The 18785-nt window shown below is 60.9% G+C and carries 15 protein-coding genes and 1 pseudogene; 7 read left to right on the plus strand and 9 right to left on the minus strand.

Annotated features, from left to right (window positions below; all coding sequences use genetic code 11):
• Positions 1 to 47 precede the first annotated feature (47 nt).
• Positions 48 to 1067 carry a ligase-associated DNA damage response exonuclease gene (locus VN623_RS05665; RefSeq protein ID WP_325569005.1) on the plus strand — a complete coding sequence of 340 codons (1020 nt, stop codon included), beginning with the start codon at positions 48 to 50 and terminating at the stop codon, positions 1065 to 1067.
• A gap of 2 nt (positions 1068 to 1069) precedes the next feature.
• Positions 1070 to 2803: a cisplatin damage response ATP-dependent DNA ligase gene (locus VN623_RS05670; protein ID WP_325569007.1), complete on the plus strand. Its 1734-nt coding sequence runs from the start codon at positions 1070 to 1072 to the stop codon at positions 2801 to 2803.
• Between the two features lie 10 nt (positions 2804 to 2813).
• Here VN623_RS05670 and VN623_RS05675 read toward each other — a convergent pair whose 3' ends face one another.
• Positions 2814 to 3488: a hypothetical protein gene (locus tag VN623_RS05675; protein ID WP_325569009.1), complete on the minus strand. Its 675-nt coding sequence runs from the start codon at positions 3486 to 3488 to the stop codon at positions 2814 to 2816.
• Positions 3489 to 3638: 150 nt separating this feature from the next.
• Here VN623_RS05675 and purE point away from each other — a divergent pair, with 150 nt between their 5' ends.
• From purE to rpsU, 3 genes are all read left to right on the plus strand, one after another.
• Positions 3639 to 4133 (plus strand): 5-(carboxyamino)imidazole ribonucleotide mutase, encoded by a 495-nt coding sequence (gene purE, locus VN623_RS05680; protein WP_325569011.1) that lies wholly within the window; start codon positions 3639 to 3641, stop codon positions 4131 to 4133.
• Complete coding sequence (locus VN623_RS05685; RefSeq protein WP_325569013.1) at positions 4130 to 5239, plus strand: 5-(carboxyamino)imidazole ribonucleotide synthase; 1110 nt, start codon at positions 4130 to 4132, stop codon at positions 5237 to 5239. Before purE ends, VN623_RS05685 begins: the two co-directional genes overlap by 4 nt.
• 206 nt (positions 5240 to 5445) lie before the next feature.
• Positions 5446 to 5808, plus strand: a complete 363-nt coding sequence (rpsU, locus tag VN623_RS05690) for a 30S ribosomal protein S21 (RefSeq protein ID WP_325569015.1) — start codon at positions 5446 to 5448, stop codon at positions 5806 to 5808.
• Between the two features lie 192 nt (positions 5809 to 6000).
• On the opposite strand, the gene VN623_RS05695 is transcribed toward rpsU, so the two are convergent.
• From VN623_RS05695 to VN623_RS05730, 8 genes are all read right to left on the minus strand, one after another.
• The gene (locus tag VN623_RS05695; protein ID WP_325569017.1) at positions 6001 to 6807 is read right to left on the minus strand and encodes an alpha/beta hydrolase; all 807 of its coding nucleotides are present in this window, start codon (positions 6805 to 6807) and stop codon (positions 6001 to 6003) included.
• Between the two features lie 64 nt (positions 6808 to 6871).
• On the minus strand, positions 6872 to 8278 hold the full coding sequence (locus tag VN623_RS05700; protein ID WP_325569019.1) for a YiiX/YebB-like N1pC/P60 family cysteine hydrolase: 1407 nt from the start codon (positions 8276 to 8278) through the stop codon (positions 6872 to 6874).
• A 117-nt stretch (positions 8279 to 8395) separates the two neighbouring features.
• Entirely contained in the window at positions 8396 to 9814 is a 1419-nt protein-coding gene (locus VN623_RS05705) for an NAD(P)(+) transhydrogenase (Re/Si-specific) subunit beta (protein ID WP_325569021.1), read from the minus strand.
• A 65-nt stretch (positions 9815 to 9879) separates the two neighbouring features.
• On the minus strand, positions 9880 to 10278 hold the full coding sequence (locus tag VN623_RS05710; RefSeq protein ID WP_325569023.1) for a proton-translocating transhydrogenase family protein: 399 nt from the start codon (positions 10276 to 10278) through the stop codon (positions 9880 to 9882).
• Between the two features lie 11 nt (positions 10279 to 10289).
• Positions 10290 to 11429, minus strand: a complete 1140-nt coding sequence (locus VN623_RS05715; protein WP_325569025.1) for a Re/Si-specific NAD(P)(+) transhydrogenase subunit alpha — start codon at positions 11427 to 11429, stop codon at positions 10290 to 10292.
• Positions 11430 to 11545: 116 nt separating this feature from the next.
• Positions 11546 to 11689: an aa3-type cytochrome c oxidase subunit IV gene (locus VN623_RS05720; protein ID WP_325569027.1), complete on the minus strand. Its 144-nt coding sequence runs from the start codon at positions 11687 to 11689 to the stop codon at positions 11546 to 11548.
• A 149-nt stretch (positions 11690 to 11838) separates the two neighbouring features.
• Positions 11839 to 13752: a potassium transporter Kup gene (locus VN623_RS05725; RefSeq protein ID WP_325569029.1), complete on the minus strand. Its 1914-nt coding sequence runs from the start codon at positions 13750 to 13752 to the stop codon at positions 11839 to 11841.
• 182 nt (positions 13753 to 13934) lie between these two features.
• On the minus strand, positions 13935 to 15698 hold the full coding sequence (locus VN623_RS05730; RefSeq protein WP_414653172.1) for a M3 family oligoendopeptidase: 1764 nt from the start codon (positions 15696 to 15698) through the stop codon (positions 13935 to 13937).
• Between the two features lie 385 nt (positions 15699 to 16083).
• Here VN623_RS05730 and VN623_RS05735 point away from each other — a divergent pair, with 385 nt between their 5' ends.
• Positions 16084 to 17592 (plus strand): sigma-54 dependent transcriptional regulator, encoded by a 1509-nt coding sequence (locus VN623_RS05735; protein ID WP_325569033.1) that lies wholly within the window; start codon positions 16084 to 16086, stop codon positions 17590 to 17592.
• A 535-nt stretch (positions 17593 to 18127) separates the two neighbouring features.
• A pseudogene (locus VN623_RS05740) lies at positions 18128 to 18785 on the plus strand (L,D-transpeptidase); the annotation flags it as partial.

Raw genomic sequence — 18785 nt, forward strand, 5'->3', positions numbered from 1 at the left:
GGCACTGGCTCGCAAGACCGTTTCCGGACCTTGCGCGTTAGTAGCCTATGACCTCGCTGGCACCCACCGTCGATACCTGGCTCTACCCGGCCGAAGCCGGACTCTATTGCGAGCCAGGCGATTTCTACATCGATCCGCATCGCTCGGTTGACCGCGCCGTGATCACGCATGGCCACGGCGATCACGCGCGATCGGGCCACCGCGCCGTGCTTGCGACGCGCGAGACAATCGAAATCATGAAAGTGCGTTATGGCGCCGACTGCGCCGGCACATTCGAACAGCGGCCGCTCGGGGAAACTCTGTCGATCAACGGCGTCGGCGTGCGTCTCGTGCCGGCCGGGCACATTCTGGGCTCGGCCCAGGTCGTGATCGAGTGGGCGGGCCGCCGGGCCGTCGTCTCCGGCGATTACAAGCGCGCCAGCGACCCGACCTGCGCGCCGTTCGAGCTTGTGAGGTGCGATGTGTTCGTTACCGAGGCGACTTTTGCGCTTCCTGTCTTTCGGCACGAGAAAGCCCACCACGAGGTTGAGAAACTTCTGGCCTCGATGGCCGCCGAACCGGACCGTACGCATCTGATCGGCGCCTATGGTCTCGGCAAGTGCCAGCGGATGATCCGCGTCATCCGCGACGCCGGTTACGACAAGCCGATCTATCTGCACGGCGCCGTCATGGCGTTGACTGAACTTTACCAGAAGCTCGGCATCGATCTCGGCGACGTGCGCCCGGTTGCCGGCACCGACCAGAAATCGATGCTCGGCGGCATCGTGATGTGTCCACCTTCGGCGCTTGGCGATCGCTGGTCGCGCCGCTTCGGCGATCCGGTCAACGCGTTCGCCAGCGGCTGGATGCGCATTCGCGGCCGGGCCCGCCAGGGCGGCATCGAACTGCCGCTTGTGGTATCCGATCACGTCGATTGGCCGGAGCTGATCCAAACCATTTCCGAAACCGGCGCCGAAGAAATCTGGGTGACGCACGGGCGCGAGGACGCGCTTGTCCACTATCTCGCGACGCTCGGACGCAAGGCGCGGGCGCTGGCGCTCGTCGGCCGCGACGAGGGGAGCGAATAGCGATGCGTGCCTTCGCCCGTCTCCTAGACTGTCTCGTTTACACGCAAAGCCGCAATCGCAAGGTGGCGCTACTCGGCCGCTATTTCAGAGCGACACCGGACCCGGATCGCGGATGGGCGCTGGCGGCGTTGACCGACGGCGTTCCGGTGCGGCTGCCTCTTCGGCGCATGCTGATGGACCTCGTCAGCCGCTTCATCGATCCGGTTCTTTATCGCCTGTCGCGTGATTACGTCGGTGACACGGCCGAGACCGTGGCGCTGCTCTGGCCTGATGACTCGTCCGTCTCTTCCCTCGTCTCGACGCGGAGCGATGAAGACGTCGGCGATAAGTCCGAAACGCTGAGCCTGGACCTTACCCCCCCTGCCCTCCCGCCGTCGCAAATAAGCAATGGAGAGTGCCAGCCGACCGCGCTTACCCTCGGCCGGGTCATCAACGCAATGTCGGACGGCACCACCGCTGAGCGCACGGAACGCTTGGGCCGGCTTCTCGATCAGCTCGATGCCTCTGGCCGCTGGGCACTTTTGAAACTTCTTGGCGGAGCGCCGCGCGTCGGCGTTTCGGCGCGTCTCGCTCGTACTGCGTTGGCCGAGTGCTACGGCCGAGACGTCTCCGAAATCGAAGAGATCTGGCACGCGCTTGAGCCACCCTACCTCGAGCTTTTCGCGTGGCTCGACGGCAAGTCCGACCGTCCCGACCCAGGCTCCAAACCCGTTTTCCGACCGGTGATGCTGGCGCATCCTATCGAGGAAGATGACTGGCCGCGGCTTTTGCCTGAAGACTTCATGGCGGAATGGAAATGGGATGGCATCCGCGTCCAGGTTGCCGCGCGCGGTAGTGACGTGCGCATGTTCTCGCGCCAGGGCGACGATATCTCGGCGGCTTTTCCGGAAATCCGCGCGGCGTTTATCGGCGCGGATTGCGTTACCGACGGCGAGCTGCTGGTTATGCGCAATGGCGAGATCGCGCCGTTCAACGACTTGCAGCAGCGCCTCAACCGCAAGACGGTGACGGCGAAAATGATGTCGGCATATCCGCCGCATGTTCGCCTCTACGATCTTCTTTTCGACGACCACGAGGACTTGCGCGCGCTTCCCTTCAGCGAGCGCCGCGCCCGGCTCGAGGCGTGGCACGCCGAACATCATCCTCCGTTGACCGACGTGTCGCCGCTCGTTTCGTTTGCGACGTTCGGCGAACTGGGCACGCTCTGGTCTTCGGCCCGCGCCGAGGGCATTGAAGGTTTGATGCTGAAGCGACGCGACAGCACCTATCAGGCTGGCCGAATCAAAGGCGAATGGTTCAAATGGAAACGTGCGGCGCTGACGCTCGACTGCGTGCTGATGTACGCTCAGCGCGGCTCGGGCAAACGCTCGTCCTACTACTCCGATTACACATTCGGCGTCTGGCGTGCCGGCGATGGCGGCGAGCCGGAGCTTGTGCCGGTCGGCAAGGCCTATTCCGGCTTCACGGACGAAGAGCTACTGCTGCTCGATCGCTGGATCAGGAACCACACGACCGAAACATTCGGTCCGGTTCGCGCCGTCGAGCCAGGCCTCGTCTTCGAAGTCGCCTTCGACGCCGTGCAGACCTCGACGCGGCACAAGTCAGGCGTCGCGATGCGGTTCCCACGTATCCACCGCATCCGTTGGGACAAGCCCGCCGCGGAAGCCGAAACGCTCGAGACGGTCAAGCGATTAATTGGGGGCGCCGACATCGGCGCAAGCGTCAGCATCAGATGACGAACCTCGGCTAATGGCGAATAGAGCCGCTATGAAGATTGCCAAGTCGGCCCAAAGAATAATCCGCCCGGGGCATTCCGAACACCAAATCTCTCGCCGCTGGCGGCATGGCTCTGATCACACTGAAGAACAGGTCAGCAGTCCACCATCCGACGTAAGGGAGCAGTCTGATCCCCATGACGATTTGATGCACCGAAAGCAGCAGACCGAGTGCGGCGGCGCCTGCCGCGACCTTCCACGCAGCCCCGGTCATCTCGACCCGAATAGGCGCGCTATCGAAATTCGTTGCGAGGAGCATCAGGAACGCGAGGAGAAAAAGAATTATGATGGGAAAGCCACCAAAGAGGAGCCCCATGCCGAAATTCGCGCCCCAGAAATTCCCGAAACCGACAAGGAAGCTGACCGATGCGATCGACCAGAGAACGATTGCGATGAACCACGGGACGCCGAGATCGGCGGCGCGCATCCGCTTCCAAGCGATTACTGTCAGTCCGACCAAGATAACGGCAATTCCTAGCGGTTTTATGGTCATGCCGACAACCGCGGCTAAGGCACCGCAGGCACCCGTCCCGGGGTGGCACGTCAACGTGACCAAAGCATAGACGAAGAAGGGAAATAGCAGAATGAAGGCAACAAGCCCGCCCAACCAATGAGCCAAACGCCGTCGATATTTCTCGTGACCCATCGCATAACTCTCCGACTGATCGATGAATTCGTACGTAGCCAGAGTAAATCCATCGTCAACTGATAATGCTTAAGGCGAACAAGCCGCCCTTGCGCTTCGCCTCTCAACCATCTAAATCCCGCGTTTCTCACGGGAAAGCGCCCGATTCACATGGCCACCGCCAAACCCCTCGTCGGTATCATCATGGGCAGCCAGTCGGATTGGCCGACGATGAAGCACGCGGCCGATATCTTGACCGAGCTCGGCGTCGCCTACGAAACCAAGATCGTCTCCGCGCACCGAACGCCCGAGCGGCTTTATACCTATGCCAAGGGCGCCAAGGGCTCGGGGTTGAAAGTCATCATCGCAGGCGCCGGCGGCGCGGCGCATCTTCCCGGCATGACTGCTTCGATGACGACGCTGCCCGTGCTCGGCGTGCCGGTCGAAAGCAAAGCCCTCAAAGGTCAGGATAGCCTCTATTCGATCGTACAGATGCCGGCCGGCGTACCTGTCGGCACGCTCGCGATCGGTGAAGCCGGAGCCAAGAACGCCGGGCTGCTTGCGGCCGAAATCCTGGCGCTATCCGACAACGCCCTTTCCGACCGGCTCGAGGATTGGCGACGGCGACATTCGTCGGAAGTCGCAGAAACGCCAGTTCAAGGATGACCGAAAAGGCGATGACGGCGCTTCCTCCCGGCTCGACCATCGGTATTCTGGGTGGCGGACAGCTCGGCCGCATGCTTGCGATGGCAGCAGCGCGACTCGGCCTCAAATCACACATCTATGCGCCGGACGCGAATAGCCCGGCCTTCGATGTCGCCGCGGCGCATACGATTGGCGCCTACGAAGACGAAGTGCGGCTCGCGGCGTTTGCGGAAGCAATCGGGGTGGCGACTTACGAATTCGAAAACATTCCGGTCCCAACTGTTGAATTCTTGTCGAAGCGGGTTCCGGTTCGGCCCGGCGCCAAAGCGCTCGCATGCGCGCAGGATCGGATCAACGAAAAGATGCTGGCGCGCCAGCTCGGCGCCATGACCGCCGAGTTCGCGCCGATCGATAGTCTCGAAGCACTTATCAAAGCTCTCGACGGCGGTTTCGCAGTTCCCGCAGTGTTGAAAACGCGGCGCTTCGGCTACGACGGCAAAGGTCAGGCAAAAATTCTGAAGCGCAGCGACGCTGAGGCCGCGTGGGCGGCGATGCGCGATCGACCCTCGATCCTCGAAAGCTTCGTCAATTTCCGCGCTGAAGTTTCAATCGTCGCGGCGCGTGCGAGCGATGGTACTTTCAAAGCTTTCGACGTGACCAAAAACGAGCATCGCGATCATATTCTGCACCGCTCCGTCGCGCCGGCCCGGTTGGCGGCCGACGTGGCGGCTGAAGCCATCGCGGCTGCGCAAAAAATCGCCGAGAGCCTCGATTACATCGGTGTCTTCGCCATCGAATTTTTCGTCGTCCCCGAAAATGGCCGCGATCGCCTCTACGTCAACGAGATGGCCCCGCGCGTTCACAACTCCGGCCACTGGACCATGGACGGGGCGCTGACGTCGCAATTCGAGCAGCACATTCGCGCTGTCGCCGGCTGGCCGCTGGGATCGACGCAGCTCAAGGCGCCAGGGGCAGAAATGATAAATCTGATCGGCGACGATATTCTGGCTTGGCAGAAAATCGCGGCGGAGCCCGGGGCGTTTCTGCATCACTATGGCAAGAAGGTCGCCCGGCCCGGCCGCAAAATGGGCCACGTCAACCGGCTTCTGACGAAAACACCGCGCTGAGCCGGCGCGTCTCGGCTTTCTGGGCTTGTGATCGTCCACGGCATCGGGCCGACCGCTACCGCATTAACATCTTCCCCCGATTGCCAATCTTCACTGTGTTTGCTACAAGCGGAGCAAGATATGAACGCGGGCTCCGAAGGCATGGCCATCGGAGCTGGTGTTTTTGTGCATTCAAATCACCGGATTTTTTGAGAGGATACAACCGCTTGCAGGTTCTCGTTCGCGACAATAACGTTGATCAGGCACTCAAAGCGCTCAAGAAAAAGCTACAGCGCGAGGGCGTATTCCGCGAGATGAAGCTACGCGGACATTTCGAGAAACCATCTGAAAAGAGAGCGCGCGAAAAGGCCGAGGCCATCCGCCGCGCCCGCAAGCTGGCTCGCAAGAAATTGCAGCGTGAAGGCCTGCTGCCAAGCAAGCCGGTCGTTGCGCGTGGTGGTCCCGGCGGCAGAGGTGGCCCTGGTGGCGGTCGCGGTCCGGGCGGTGGCGCAGGTGGTGCCGCAGGCGGCAGCACGGGTGGCGGCGGCTTCGGTGGCGGATTCCGTAGCGGCGGCGGCAGCGGCTTCTGAGGCGTTCGCGCTAAGCTCTACTCATGAGATTTTTAAAAGGCCTGCGAAACGTCGCGGGCCTTTTGTTTTGCGATCTCACGTAGCGTCATGTTGCGGTGAAGAGAGACGCTTGCGCCTTCGGCGACCCTTGCGCTGGATTCCCGGCCTTCGACGCGCCACTGGCCCGCTCGGCCGAGGATGACGACGGGAGTTTCAACGTGCGGCTCGAAGCCTGTCGATCCAGCGATTGATAATTTCGAACGACCCGAAGTCATTGTGATCGGCGTGCCCAGCGCCGGGTAGCGTCTTGATCTCCTTCGGCTCATTGGCAGCCTCATACAGCTCTCGTCCCATCTCGACAGGCACGATGTTGTCGGCTTCGCCATGAAGGATGAAGAGTGGCGCGTGAACGTCACGGATGCGTTGGATCGACTCGTAGCGATCCTGCAGCAATAGGCGGACGGGCAACCACGGATAGAGCTGCGCGGCTCGCTCGACGATCGACGTGAACGGGCTATCGAGGATGACACCAGCCACCTTCTTTTCTGCAGCAACCTCGATCGCAACGCCGGTGCCGAGCGATTCTCCGTACAGGATGATGTCATCGGGGCTGACGCCGTCCGCAACCAGCGCCTCATATGCGAGCTTGGCGTCGGCGATGTTTTTGGCCTCCGACGGCGACCCCGTCGAGCCGCTGTAGCCGCGATACGACATCATGAATATACCGCGCCCGCGGTCGAGGTATCTGGCGATACGCCCTGCACGCAATTCAAGCGCTCCGCCGTTGCCGTGAAAGTAAAGCAGCGTCGGCTGGCCGACCGCCGCCTTACCGTACCAGGCGACGATCTTTTCGCCGTCGGGCGTCGCGATGATGCGCTCGACGACGTTCGCAAGCCCGGCGGCGCGCGGTGTGGTGCGCGTCGGATCGGGGAAATAGATGAAGCGCCGCTGCGCGAAATACATGACGGCGACAGCGATCGCATAGAAGACGACAGCAAGGATGATGAGCGTCTTGAGCAACTGATCTAGCCCGTGAGGTGCTGCTGGAGCCGACGATGCCGCCGATTATCGCTCGCCCAAAAGATCAGGCTGCCTGCTTGCCCAATAGCCGATGCCGAACGAGGTAACCGATGCGGTTGCCTTCCCGCTCGCGAATTTTTTCCAGCGCCGCCAAAATTTCAAGCCCGTGCATCGGCAGGCCGGTCTCGGCAACGGAGTCCTGATTGAGCTGCTGCAGCTCGTGATAGATCGGTTCGGCCGTCTTGTGCAGCATCGCGACCACGGCGACCGTTTTCCTCGGCATGTTTCTCGGCACGCGCGGGAACGCGGAGGACAGCATGTCCTTGGCGCTATCGGAAAAATAAGACGCGAACCTGCCGAGAACTGACACCAGCCTGATCGCGGTGGTTTCCTCGAAGTGGTAGTTGTAACGATCCATCCAATCGAAGATTTTGTCCATCGTGAAGTCTTGCAGCCGGATGTTCGCCGTTTCGCGGTAGTCCTGCCATTCCGCGACGAGGTCGAAGCCCGGCTCCATGTCGATGTCGGCCGGTGCAAACGTCAATTCGGTCGCAACACCGACCCGATCGATGAAATCACGGTTTTTCATCAGGATCCGCGTCGGATAGGCCGGGAGTATATATTTGCCGTCGCTCGCCTGCTGATACGCCAGCCTGACAAGCTTCGAACAAAAGAGATTGCGGCTGCCATCGTCGGCGCACATCGAGAAATCGTAGAGGATGCGCTTGCCGCCCTTACTGCGCGACGCGGCGACGTAATCGAAAATGCACTTTGCCGCCCGCGCCGCAAGTTCGCGATCACGATTGCGATAGAGCACGGCGCGCACGATGCCATGTTCGAGCGCCTTGGCGAGCGGATTGATGATGGCGCCGTCTTCGATCAGACTTTCGACCATCGAATGCTCACCGGCATCGTCGATATGGATTATGCCGATGTGACTGAACTGGCTGTCGACATCGCCGATGCGGGCGATGGCGGCGCTGTTGTGGGCTTGGCCACGCACCAGGACAACATCACCCGATTGAAACGCCAACGCGGCGCTGTTCCTGTAATAGGCGTAGTTGATCAGAGTATTGTGATCACGTCCCGTGAAGCCCCTCAGCGGGTAGCTGCCCTCTGCAAGCGGATGGCCGCTCGCTATTTCCCCCAGCATATCGGAGACGTAGCGCAGGACGCGGAAAACATCGCGGAAGCTCTGCGCCACCTCGGGCGTCATCAGACCCAGCATCTCGTAATGGGCAAGCTGACCCCGTAACGCGACCCGAAGATCGAAGAGACGGTACATCAGGGCTGGCGCAGCTTTGGCGACTGCCGCGACGTCGTAGTCGGCGAACCGTGCCTTGGCGGCGCGTTCGTAGATGGCGCTGAGATTGCGGACCAGCAGCGCCGTGCTCGTTACCGGCGTTGCAGCCAGAATCTCGATGCGTTCCAGATCATTTTCAAAAGACGCGGACGCGACAGGAGCCAGCACGGAAGATCCTCGACACGATGTCTCGCGGTTATAACAGACCGTGCCCCGGATCGCGCGCCAGACCAACGATGGCTGGCCGACTGTTGCATCCGAGCCCCAAAAGGGGTGTCGGGACGGCTAATTCGCCAATGCCTTAACGATCTCTTCCGTCATTTTCTTGGCATCGCCGAGCACCATGACGGTGTTGTCCCGGTAGAAAACCGGGTTGTCGATTCCGGCGTAGCCCGATGCCAGCGAGCGTTTATTGAAAAACACCGTTCCGGCCTTCCAGACCTGCAGCACCGGCATGCCATAGATCGGCGAGGTTTTGTCGTCCTCGGCGGCGGGATTGACGACGTCATTGGCGCCGATGACATAGACGGCATCGGCCTGGGCGAATTCGCTGTTGATGTCGTCGAGTTCGAAGACTTCATCGTAAGGGACGTTGGCTTCCGCCAAAAGCACGTTCATGTGGCCGGGCATGCGGCCGGCAACCGGATGGATGGCGTACTTCACTTCGACGCCGGCCTTCTTCAGCGCGTCGGCCATTTCGCGAAGCGCGTGCTGGGCCTGTGCGACGGCCATGCCGTAACCCGGCACGATGATGACCTTGGCGGCGTTCTTCAGCACGTAAGCCGCATCTTCCGCAGAGCCGAGCTTGACCGGCTTCTGCTCGCCGCCACCGGCAGCGGCTGCCGCTGCTTCGCCGCCGAAGCCACCTGCGATGACCGACAGGAACTGGCGGTTCATACCCTTGCACATGATGTAGGAGAGAATGGCGCCAGACGAGCCGACGAGCGCGCCGGTGATGATGAGCGCGATGTTGCCGAGCGTGAAGCCGATACCGGCGGCCGCCCATCCCGAATACGAGTTCAGCATCGAAATGACGACCGGCATATCGGCGCCGCCGATCGGAATGATGATCAGCGCGCCGATCACCAGCGAGCAGAGCGTAATCAACCAGAACAGCCACGCCGAGCCGCCGGACTGGATGAAGCTATAGATCAGGAAGATCAGGAATAATCCCAACGCCGCATTGATGACGTGGCGCATCGGCAGCAGGATCGGCTTGCCGGACATCCGGCCCGAGAGCTTCGCGAACGCGATGACGGAGCCGGTAAACGTGATGGCGCCGATGGCGACGCCAAGCGCCATTTCAAACAGGCTACCGCCCTTGATCCCGAGTGACGGTTCAGTCGGATTGGCGAGAATGCCGAAGGCGGATGGCGCGTAAAGTGCGCTTGCGGCGACAAATACAGCTGCGAGGCCGACGAGCGAGTGAAACGCGGCGATCAGTTCCGGCATCATCGTCATCGGAATTTCGCGCGCCGTCTTGGCGCCGATGAACCCACCGATAGAGAGGCCCGCTAGGATCAATATCCACGACATCGCCGTCGGCTGCGCCAACCCGAGTGTCGTCAGGATGGCGATCGTCATGCCGACCATGCCGAAGATATTGCCGCGACGCGAGGTGGCCGGGCTCGACAAGCCTCTAAGCGCCAGGATGAAAAGCACGCCCGCGGCGAGATACAGCAGTGCGGCGACATTTGCGGACATTGGATCGTTCCCGGGCCTTGGTTCTGCTTCGAAGTCTCAAATCGGGGTCGGCACGCGGCGGCGCGTCAGCCGGATTTCTTCGGCGGCGCGTCCTTCTTTTTGTACATAGAGAGCATGCGGTTGGTGACGAGGAAGCCGCCGAAGATGTTGACCGATGCCATCGTCAGCGCCAGGAAGCCGAAGACCTTTGCAACGCCGCTGTCGGATGATGTCAGGGCCACTCCGACCGCCAGCAGCGCACCGACGACGATGACCGAGGAGATGGCGTTCGTGACGCTCATCAGCGGCGTGTGTAGCGCGGGCGTAACCGACCAGACGACGAAATAACCGACGAACACCGCGATCACGAACACCATGAACTCGTAGACGAAGGGGCTGATCGTTTCGCCATCCGCGGCAAAAGCCGTCGACGCGGTGAACAGCAAGATCGCGAGCGCTGCCGAGAGCGGCTGAACGAAGCGCATGACGATGCTCCTTATGGGCTCTTGGTTGCGAGATTTGGATGGACGATGCGGCCGTCCTTGGCGATCAGCGTGCCCTTGATCAGATCGTCGTCCCAGTTGACCGCCAGCGTCTTTTCTTTTTTGTCGATCATCGTGTCGAGGAAAGCCAATAGGTTCTTGGCATAGAGGCTTGAGGCGTTGACGGCGATCGTACCGGCGAGGTTGAGGGGGGCATAGATCTTGACGCCGTTCGGCGTCTCGGCCGTCTTGCCGGGCTCCGTCAGTTCGGTGTTGCCGCCGCGCTCGGCCGCCAGATCGACGATGACCGAGCCGGGCTTCATGCTTTCGATCATGGCGCGCGTGATGAGCTTCGGCGCGGGACGGCCGGGAATCAGCGCGGTGGTGATGACGATATCCTGCGTTTTGATGTGGTTCGCGATGAGCTCGGCCTGCTTCGCCTGATACTCGGCGCTCATCGGCTTGGCATAGCCGGCCGCGGTCTGTGCCTGCTTGAACTCATCATCCTCGACGGCGATGAACTTGGCACCGAGCGACTGCACCTGCTCTTTCGTCGCGGGGCGAACGTCGGTCGCGGTGACCTGCGCGCCGAGCCGGCGCGCCGTTGCAATCGCCTGGAGGCCGGCAACGCCGACGCCCATGATGAAGGCTCTGGCCGCCGGGACCGTTCCGGCTGGCGTCATCATCATCGGCAACGCTTGTCCGAACATAGCCGCGCCATCGACGACGGCTTTGTAGCCTGCAAGGTTTGCCTGACTCGAGAGCACGTCCATCGACTGCGCACGAGAGATGCGCGGCATGAACTCCATCGAGAAAACCGTCGTTCCCGTTGCAGCAAGCGCATCGAGAGCCTCGCGATCGCCGAAGGGGTCGATCATGCCGGCGACGATGGCGCCGGGCTTCAAAGCTGTCAGTTCATCGATACTTGGCCGGCGAACCTTCAAAAGGATATCGGCACCGGCGAGGGCCTCGGCGCGGCCGACGGTTTCCGCACCCGCGGCGCGATAAGCCTCATCGGAAAAGCGCGATCTGAGGCCGGCTCCCGATTCGACGCGGACCTTGGCGCCAAGCCCGGTGAACTTCTTGACCGTATCGGGTGAAACCGCGACACGCGGTTCGTCCGCCGATTCACTGGTGACAGCTATCGTGACCATTTCTCAGTCCGATTGAGTGACTTCCGTCAGCGGGCGCTGGCGGAACGAAAGAGGCAGGCCCTGCGGAGGAGGTGCACTGGCTTGAGATCACCGATGCGGCCTGGACCAGCCGGGCCTCAAATCAAGAAGATCTTCATGCCGACGAGCAAGACAACCAGACAAACGATGACGATTTTCGTGACGCGCAGAAAACCGGCGTAGGTCCTCGTATGCTCTGCGTAGTCCATGGCGGGATGCCCGTTTGACGTGTCGACACTCACGATTGTTTCTCCCCATTAGGTCGTTTGCGAAAATTCCTGCACGGCTAGGTATCCTAAGACGTGTTCCGGGTCAATTTGACACTGATGCACCGGGCCGGAGACCCTCGGCGCTACCCGAGCCAAGATAGACAATGGGCATGAAGTGCCAGCTAGATCGCGACCTGCGTACCAACCTCGACGACACGGTCGGTTGGGATCTGGAAGTACGTGGTGGCGTCCTCGGCGCTGGCCGCAAGCGCGATAAAGAGACGTTCCTGCCAGCGGGGCAGCTCTGACTTGGCGGTCATCCGCAGCGACCGCCGTGACACGAAGAACGATGTCGCGCCGATGTCGATATTGCAGTCCTTGCGCCGCGCATGCTCGAGAATTTTCGGAACGCTCGGTGTTTCCATGAACCCGTAGCGCGCCACGATGCGCAAGAAGCGATCCGAGATGCGATCGATCGTTATGCGTTCATGCCGGGCGATGCGCGGGGTGTCTTCGGTGCGAATCGACAAGATGACGTTGCGCTCGTGCATAACGCGATTGTGCTTCAGATTATGGAGCATCGACGTCGGCGCCGCATAAGGATCGCCCGTGAGGAACACTGCTGTTCCCGGCACGCGATGCGGAGGCTTCGCCTCGAGTTTACGCACCAGCCAGTCGAGGTCCGCCTCGTTGCGCTTCGTTACCTTGGCGAGAACCCGCGTTCCTCGCACCCAGGTAAACATGATGAGAGCCAGAAATCCCGCGATCACGAGCGGCACCCAACCGCCTTCGAGCAACTTCAGAATGTTTGCCGCGAAGAAGGCCTGCTCAATCAACAGTAGCGGAACGACGACGGCGAAGACGCGCCAGAGCGGCCATTGCCAACACTTCCAGATAACGAAGAAGGCCATCATCGTATCGATGACCATCGCCGCGGTGACCGACACGCCGTAGGCGGCGGCAAGGTTGGTGGAGGTGCGGAACGAAAAGATGGCCACGAGGACCGCAACGTACAGCAGCCAGTTGACCCTCGGCATATAGATCTGGCCGGCGATGCTTTCGGAGGTATGGCGTATTTCAAATCGTGGAACCAAGCCAAGCTGAATGGCCTGCCGCGTCAGCGAGAAAGCCCCGGTAATGACGGCTTGGCTGGCGATCACCGTTGCGAAGGTTGAGAGAATGAGCATCGGGATCAGCGCGAAGTCGGGATAGAGCAGATAGAAGGGATTCTCGATCGCATTCGAATTGCTCATCACCAGCGCGCCCTGGCCGAAATAATTCAGCACCAGCGCCGGCATGACGAAATAGAGCCAGGCCGTCGTAATCGGGCGGCGGCCGAAGTGTCCGAGGTCGGCATAGAGCGCCTCGGCGCCGGTACAGGCCAGAAACACGAGGCCCATGACCGTCAGCCCGATCATGCCGTGGTGGTAAACAAACAAGATGCCGTGCAGCGGATTCAACGCCTTCAGCACGTGAAAATTGTCCGAGATGTGCATCAGCCCGCCGAGGGCAAGCACGGTGAACCAGACGCACATGACGGGACCGAAAAATTTTGCGACCCGGTCCGTGCCGCGCGCCTGCATCCAAAACAGGATCGTCAGAATGACGATCGACACCGGAAGGACGGCTTGTTCAAATTGCGGCGCCACGAGCTTGAGGCCCTCGACCGCTGATAAGACAGAAATTGCCGGTGTGATGACCGCGTCGCCGTAGAAGAACGATGCGCCCGCTATGCCGAGCGCGCCCAACAGCGGGGCGCTGCGCTTCGCGACGGTCTGGCCGAGAGCCATGAGAGCGAACATGCCGCCCTCTCCCTTGTTGTCGGCTCTGAGCAGAAGCAGCACGTACTTCATCGTGACGACGAGTGTCATGCTCCAGAAAATCAGAGACAGGACACCGAGCGTCGCCTCGGCGGCCGTCAGCCCCCGTTGCGTTGCCGCCGTAATCGCTTCCTTGAACGCATAGAGAGGACTCGTCCCGATGTCGCCGAAGACGACACCAGCCGAGCCTAACGCCAGCGCCCAGAAGTTCTTGCTGTCTTGCCCCTCTCCAGCGCCGAAATCGGCGGTCTGAAGCGAGGCCTGCGGCTGTGCCATTCAGGCACCTCGAATTATCGAAGCTGCAATGCAGCAAAGTGGCGGGCTTCTACTCCCCGGACACGCCGTTGGGAAGCGGCAAAATCGGCCCCAAATGCCCCGGAGCAGCTTGACAATGCGAGAGCCAGCGGATTCGTTGCGCCGCCTCGTCGCTATTTAGCCGCGGCGTGTCAGATAGGCCGTCAGCCCATCGTTTCGAGTTCGTCGATCATACCTTCGATGACCTTCAAACCCTTGTTCCAGAACTGGGGATCGCGAGCATCGAGGCCGAACGGCGCCAGAAGCTCAGAATGGTGCTTCGACCCCCCGGCTTTCAATAGGTCAAAATATTTCGCGACGAAGCCGGGATCCGCCTCGGCATAGAGCCCATAGAGCGAGTTCACGAGACAGTCGCCGAAGGCGTAGGCGTAAACATAGAACGGCGAGTGGATGAAGTGTGGGATGTATGTCCAGAACACTTCGTACCCGGACTTCAAATCGATGGCCGGGCCGAGGCTTTCCCCCTGTACCTCCAGCCAGATCGTGTTGATCCGGTCGGACGTCAGCTCACCGTTGCGCCGCTCCTCATGCACCTTGCGCTCGAAGCTATAGAAGGCGATCTGGCGCACGACCGTATTGATCATGTCCTCGACCTTGCCAGCGAGCATCGCTTTGCGTTCGCGTTTGTCCTTGGTTTCTGCAAGAAGCGCCTTGAACGTCAGCATCTCGCCGAAGACGGACGCCGTCTCGGCGAGCGTCAGCGGGGTTGGCGCCAGAAGCGGACCCTGGTCGCGGGCAAGCCATTGATGCACGCCGTGTCCGAGTTCGTGCGCGAGCGTCATCACGTCACGCGGTTTGCCGAGATAGTTCATCATCACGTAGGGATGAACCGACGGTACTGTCGAGGCAGAGAACGCACCCGGCGCCTTGCCGGGTTTCACAGGCGCATCGATCCAGTTCTTGTCAAAGAACTGTTTGGCGATCGTCGCCATTTCCGGCGCGAAGCCGTTGTAGGCACCAAGAACGATCTTCTCGGCTTCGCTCCAAGAGATGATGCGTTCGGGCTTGTCGGGAAGCGGTGCGTTGCGATCCCAGTAGGGGAGCTTCTTCTTACCGAGCCATTTTGCCTTCATCGCGTAGTAGCGGTGCGACAGAAGCGGATAGGCGTCGCGCACGCTCGACACCAGTGCATCGACGACCGGGGCTTCGACGCGGTTTGCCAGATTGCGGCTGTCGGCAACGTCTTTGAAGTTGCGCCAGCGGTCGGAAATCTCTTTGTCCTTCGCCAGAGTGTTGGTGATCAGAGTGAAGAGCGGCAGATTGGCCGTGAACACTTTGCTCAAAGCCTCGGCGGCTGCCTTGCGCTTCTTTTCATCGGGGTCTGAGAGGAGATTCAGCGTCAGCTCGACCGACAGCGGCTCCTTTTCGCCTTTAACCTCGAACTTCAGCGCCGACATCGTTTCGTTGAAAAGGCGCGTCCAGGCGCCACGTCCCGTCTGGGATTTTTCCGTGAAGAGGGTTTCGAGTTTCTCGTCGAGCTGGTGAGGCTTTTCTTTTCTCAAATCGTCGAGCCAGGGCTTATAACGCTTGACCTCTTCGTGCCTGGTTGCCGCCTCGATCGTTTCGTCATCGATCTGGTTCAGCTCGAGTTCGAAGAAAATGAGGTCGGTATAAAGCTTGGTCAGAGCCTCAGACACGTCGGCATTGAATTTCGCACGCGCCGGATCGGTCTGGTTCAACACATAATAGAGCCCCGAGTACGAGCCGAGCTTACCGACGAGGTCCGACAGCTTCTCATAATCCTTGATGGCGCCGGCGAGCTTGCCACCGTCACGGGCGAGATCCGCGAGCCGCCCCTGATAAGCGGACTTAATCCGGGTGGCTTCATTCGCCGCGGCCTTCAGATCGCGCTGCACCTCCGGTGCATCCGGCGCCCCGTAGAGATCACTCAAGTCCCACTCGGGCATCGACCCGAGGCCTGTCTCTTGCGGGACGGATTGCGTTGCCGATTGCGGCGCGAAGGCGAAGGACGGCAAAAAAGTGCGGTGCATGAGATTTCCTGGCGAGGTGAGCACGAATTTCAGCCGCGTCACTTAGCACGGCGGCAGCGAAGGTGAAATTCTTTGACTTGCGAGCGGTTCCCAGCGGTCCGGCGACAAAGAAACTGCCGCGCGACTTCAATCGCTTATGCCCGATCGCTGAATTATGCATCAGTTCGAAACGTTCCATTTACTGTTCTGGGGCACTCTCCCGACAGTTGTGTAAGTTGCCCGTCACCGACTGTTTGAAGCTGGGTCAATTCAGCTTTGAAATCGCCTGGACGGCCTCAGTAAATGTAAAGTTGCGTATCACATGTCCAAGCGTGTTCTGATCGTCGATGACGATCCTATTCAACGGCGTCTGCTCGAAGAGACGATCAAGCGCTTCGGTTTCGAAACCCGGAACTGCGGATCGGGAGAGCAGGCCCTTCAAATCCTCGAAGGCCAAGACCGCGATCTGATCGCGCTCGTGCTGCTCGACCTCGTCATGCCGGGCGTCGACGGAATGGCGGTTCTCGATCGCGTCGGCCACATTCCAGGCATGCCGCCGATTATCGTGCAAACGGCGCACGGTTCCATCGAGACGGCGATCAACGCCATGCGCCGTGGTGCCGTCGACTTCGTCATCAAGCCTGCCTCGCCCGAACGGCTCGAGGTTTCGATCAAGAGCGCGCTGAAAATCGAAGCGCTCGCCGGCGAGATCAATCGCATCAAGAAGAAGGTCGAGGGCACGCTGACGTTCAGCGATCTCGTCATGCGCGGCGAACCGATGGCGCGCGTCATTACGCTCGGCAAGCGGGCGGCAGCCTCCAACATTCCGGTTTTGATCGAGGGCGAGAGCGGAGTCGGCAAGGAGCTTGTCGCGCGCGCGGTGCAAGGCGAGAGCGAACGCGCCGGACGACCGTTCATCACCGTAAACTGCGGCGCCATTCCGGAAAATCTCATCGAAAGCATCCTTTTCGGCCACGAGAAGGGGTCGTTCACCGGGGCCGTCGACAAGCGCGTCGGCAAATTCCAAGAGGCTGACGGCGGTACGCTTTTCCTCGACGAGGTCGGCGAGTTGCCACTCGACGCCCAGGTCAAGTTGCTCCGCGCCCTGCAGGAAGGCGAAATCGATCCGATCGGTTCGAAGAAGCCGGTGAAGGTCAATTTCCGGCTCATCTCGGCTACCAACCGCGACATGATCCAGCAGGTCAAAGACGGCAAGTTCCGTGAAGACTTGTATTACCGCCTCAACGTCTTCCCGATCTTCGTGCCGCCGCTGCGCGAGCGTATCGAAGACGTTCCGGAACTGGCGCGGCACTTCGCAGCCCGGTTTGCGGCGGAAGAAGGCAAGCGGCTCGCGACGATTTCCGAACGCGCCATGCGGATGCTGCAGGCCTATTCGTGGCCGGGCAACGTCCGGCAGCTCGAGAACGCCGTGTTCCGGGCCGTCGTCCTTGCCGATGGGCCGGAGCTGTCAGTTTCGGAGTTCCCGCAGATTGCGGCCCACGTCAACGGGTTCGAGGCGGAAATTCCGGCCGCCCCGTCGAAGGTCGAGAAGCCGCCGGCCTACACCGGCCCGGCTCTGCTTGGCGCCGAAAACACCGTACCGCATACTGTTGAGATGAGATCGCCGTCGTCAGGCAGCTCGCTCGGCATCCAGGCCGTTGCCGAAGACGGCGAGATTCGGTCGCTCGAAGCCATCGAAGCCGACATGATCCGCTTGGCGCTCGGCCGCTACCGCGGACACATGACGGAAGTCGCCAAGCGACTCAACATCGGCCGCTCGACGCTCTATCGCAAAATGCAGGAATATGGGCTCGAGCCCAGAGCCAACTAAGAGACAACTGAGATTCCAGCCCGCGCGCCTTATTGCGCGCAGGCCGGAGTGCGTGTGCCCGGGTCAGGTGGGACGGCCGCGCGCAGCCGGGAGAGCATCCGTCCCACCACCAGAATTGCTTTTGGATGCGGCGGCGCAAAGTCGTCCGGATCCAATGAGAGAGCGAGCCCTTTCGCCCTCGAAAGCAAAAGCCCCGGCTGCATCCGGGGCTTTTGCGCATTTGGGCCAGGTCGCGACGAACATGCCCTGACCGGCGAAACTCCACAGGCCAGCAATGCGTTTCTCGATGCAAGGCTAATCAAAATTCAACGCTTGCCCTGGTATCTTCGGGTGCGCGGGGCCATCTTTTGGCAACAGCAGACTTCACTCGCCACGTACATCGCACCGGCGCTTTGGCAACGAAAAGCAGCAACAGTTTCGCCACAGCGTCATGCAATTCAAATAGCCTACCTGATCCAACACGTCCGGCACTATAGTCGTAGATATCAATAGGTCCGCCGGGCTCCGGGCGGGCGAGCATAAGGCGGAATTTTCAATGCGTGCCACGTGTGTACTAGCGGTCAGCCTGATGCTGATTTGCGGCACTCTTTCAGCGGCTAATGCAGCCAATTCCGACGCCATAACCCCACAGCCCGATAGCCAGAACAGTCAGCAGATGGGCGTTGAAGCGCCCGCGCCTGCAGAACGCCCGGCAGACGCTGCAAATCCTGAACCGGAGCCGGCAGCCGATGCGGCTCCCGCCGCCGCGCCAGCGCAACCCGCCGAAACTGCGATGCCGACCCCGTCGTCGCCGCCGGTAGAGGCGACCAGCGCTCCCACGCAGCCACCATCAAGCCCCTCCGTTGAGCCAACGATCGTCGCGAGCGGCGATCTGCTCTACGTCCCGGCTGCGCGCTACCTCGAGGCCAACAGCAGGGCTCTCGGCAACTTCGACGATGCGGATCGCAAGACCTTGCAGCAGTTCTACGCCAGCCGCATGGGTTCGACGCTCTGGGTCACAAAGGCCGGCTACAACGACAAAGCGAAAAACCTCATTGCGGCCTTCAAGGATGCCGACAACTGGGGTCTCAATGGGACCGACTACAAGGTCCCTGATTTGAAGGCGAACGCGACAGGCGAAATCAGTCCAGACGATTTGACGGCCGCCGAGGTCAAGCTGTCGCTCGCTGCTATGAAATACGCGCGCGACGCGC

The organism is Hyphomicrobium sp., assembly GCF_035572195.1.
Classification (GTDB): Bacteria; Pseudomonadota; Alphaproteobacteria; order Rhizobiales; family Hyphomicrobiaceae; genus Hyphomicrobium_B.

Excerpts from the sequence above, each read along its gene's own strand:
- VN623_RS05665 (WP_325569005.1), top strand. The coding sequence starts at position 48 with ATGACCTCGCTGGCACCCACCGTCGATACCTGGCTCTACCCGGCCGAA.
- VN623_RS05670 (WP_325569007.1), top strand. The coding sequence starts at position 1,070 with ATGCGTGCCTTCGCCCGTCTCCTAGACTGTCTCGTTTACACGCAAAGC.
- VN623_RS05675 (WP_325569009.1), bottom strand. The coding sequence starts at position 3,488 with ATGGGTCACGAGAAATATCGACGGCGTTTGGCTCATTGGTTGGGCGGG.
- purE (WP_325569011.1), top strand. The coding sequence starts at position 3,639 with ATGGCCACCGCCAAACCCCTCGTCGGTATCATCATGGGCAGCCAGTCG.
- VN623_RS05685 (WP_325569013.1), top strand. The coding sequence starts at position 4,130 with ATGACCGAAAAGGCGATGACGGCGCTTCCTCCCGGCTCGACCATCGGT.
- VN623_RS05705 (WP_325569021.1), bottom strand. The coding sequence starts at position 9,814 with ATGTCCGCAAATGTCGCCGCACTGCTGTATCTCGCCGCGGGCGTGCTT.
- VN623_RS05710 (WP_325569023.1), bottom strand. The coding sequence starts at position 10,278 with ATGCGCTTCGTTCAGCCGCTCTCGGCAGCGCTCGCGATCTTGCTGTTC.
- VN623_RS05715 (WP_325569025.1), bottom strand. The coding sequence starts at position 11,429 with ATGGTCACGATAGCTGTCACCAGTGAATCGGCGGACGAACCGCGTGTC.
- VN623_RS05725 (WP_325569029.1), bottom strand. The coding sequence starts at position 13,752 with ATGGCACAGCCGCAGGCCTCGCTTCAGACCGCCGATTTCGGCGCTGGA.
- VN623_RS05730 (WP_414653172.1), bottom strand. The coding sequence starts at position 15,698 with ATGCCCGAGTGGGACTTGAGTGATCTCTACGGGGCGCCGGATGCACCG.
- VN623_RS05735 (WP_325569033.1), top strand. The coding sequence starts at position 16,084 with ATGTCCAAGCGTGTTCTGATCGTCGATGACGATCCTATTCAACGGCGT.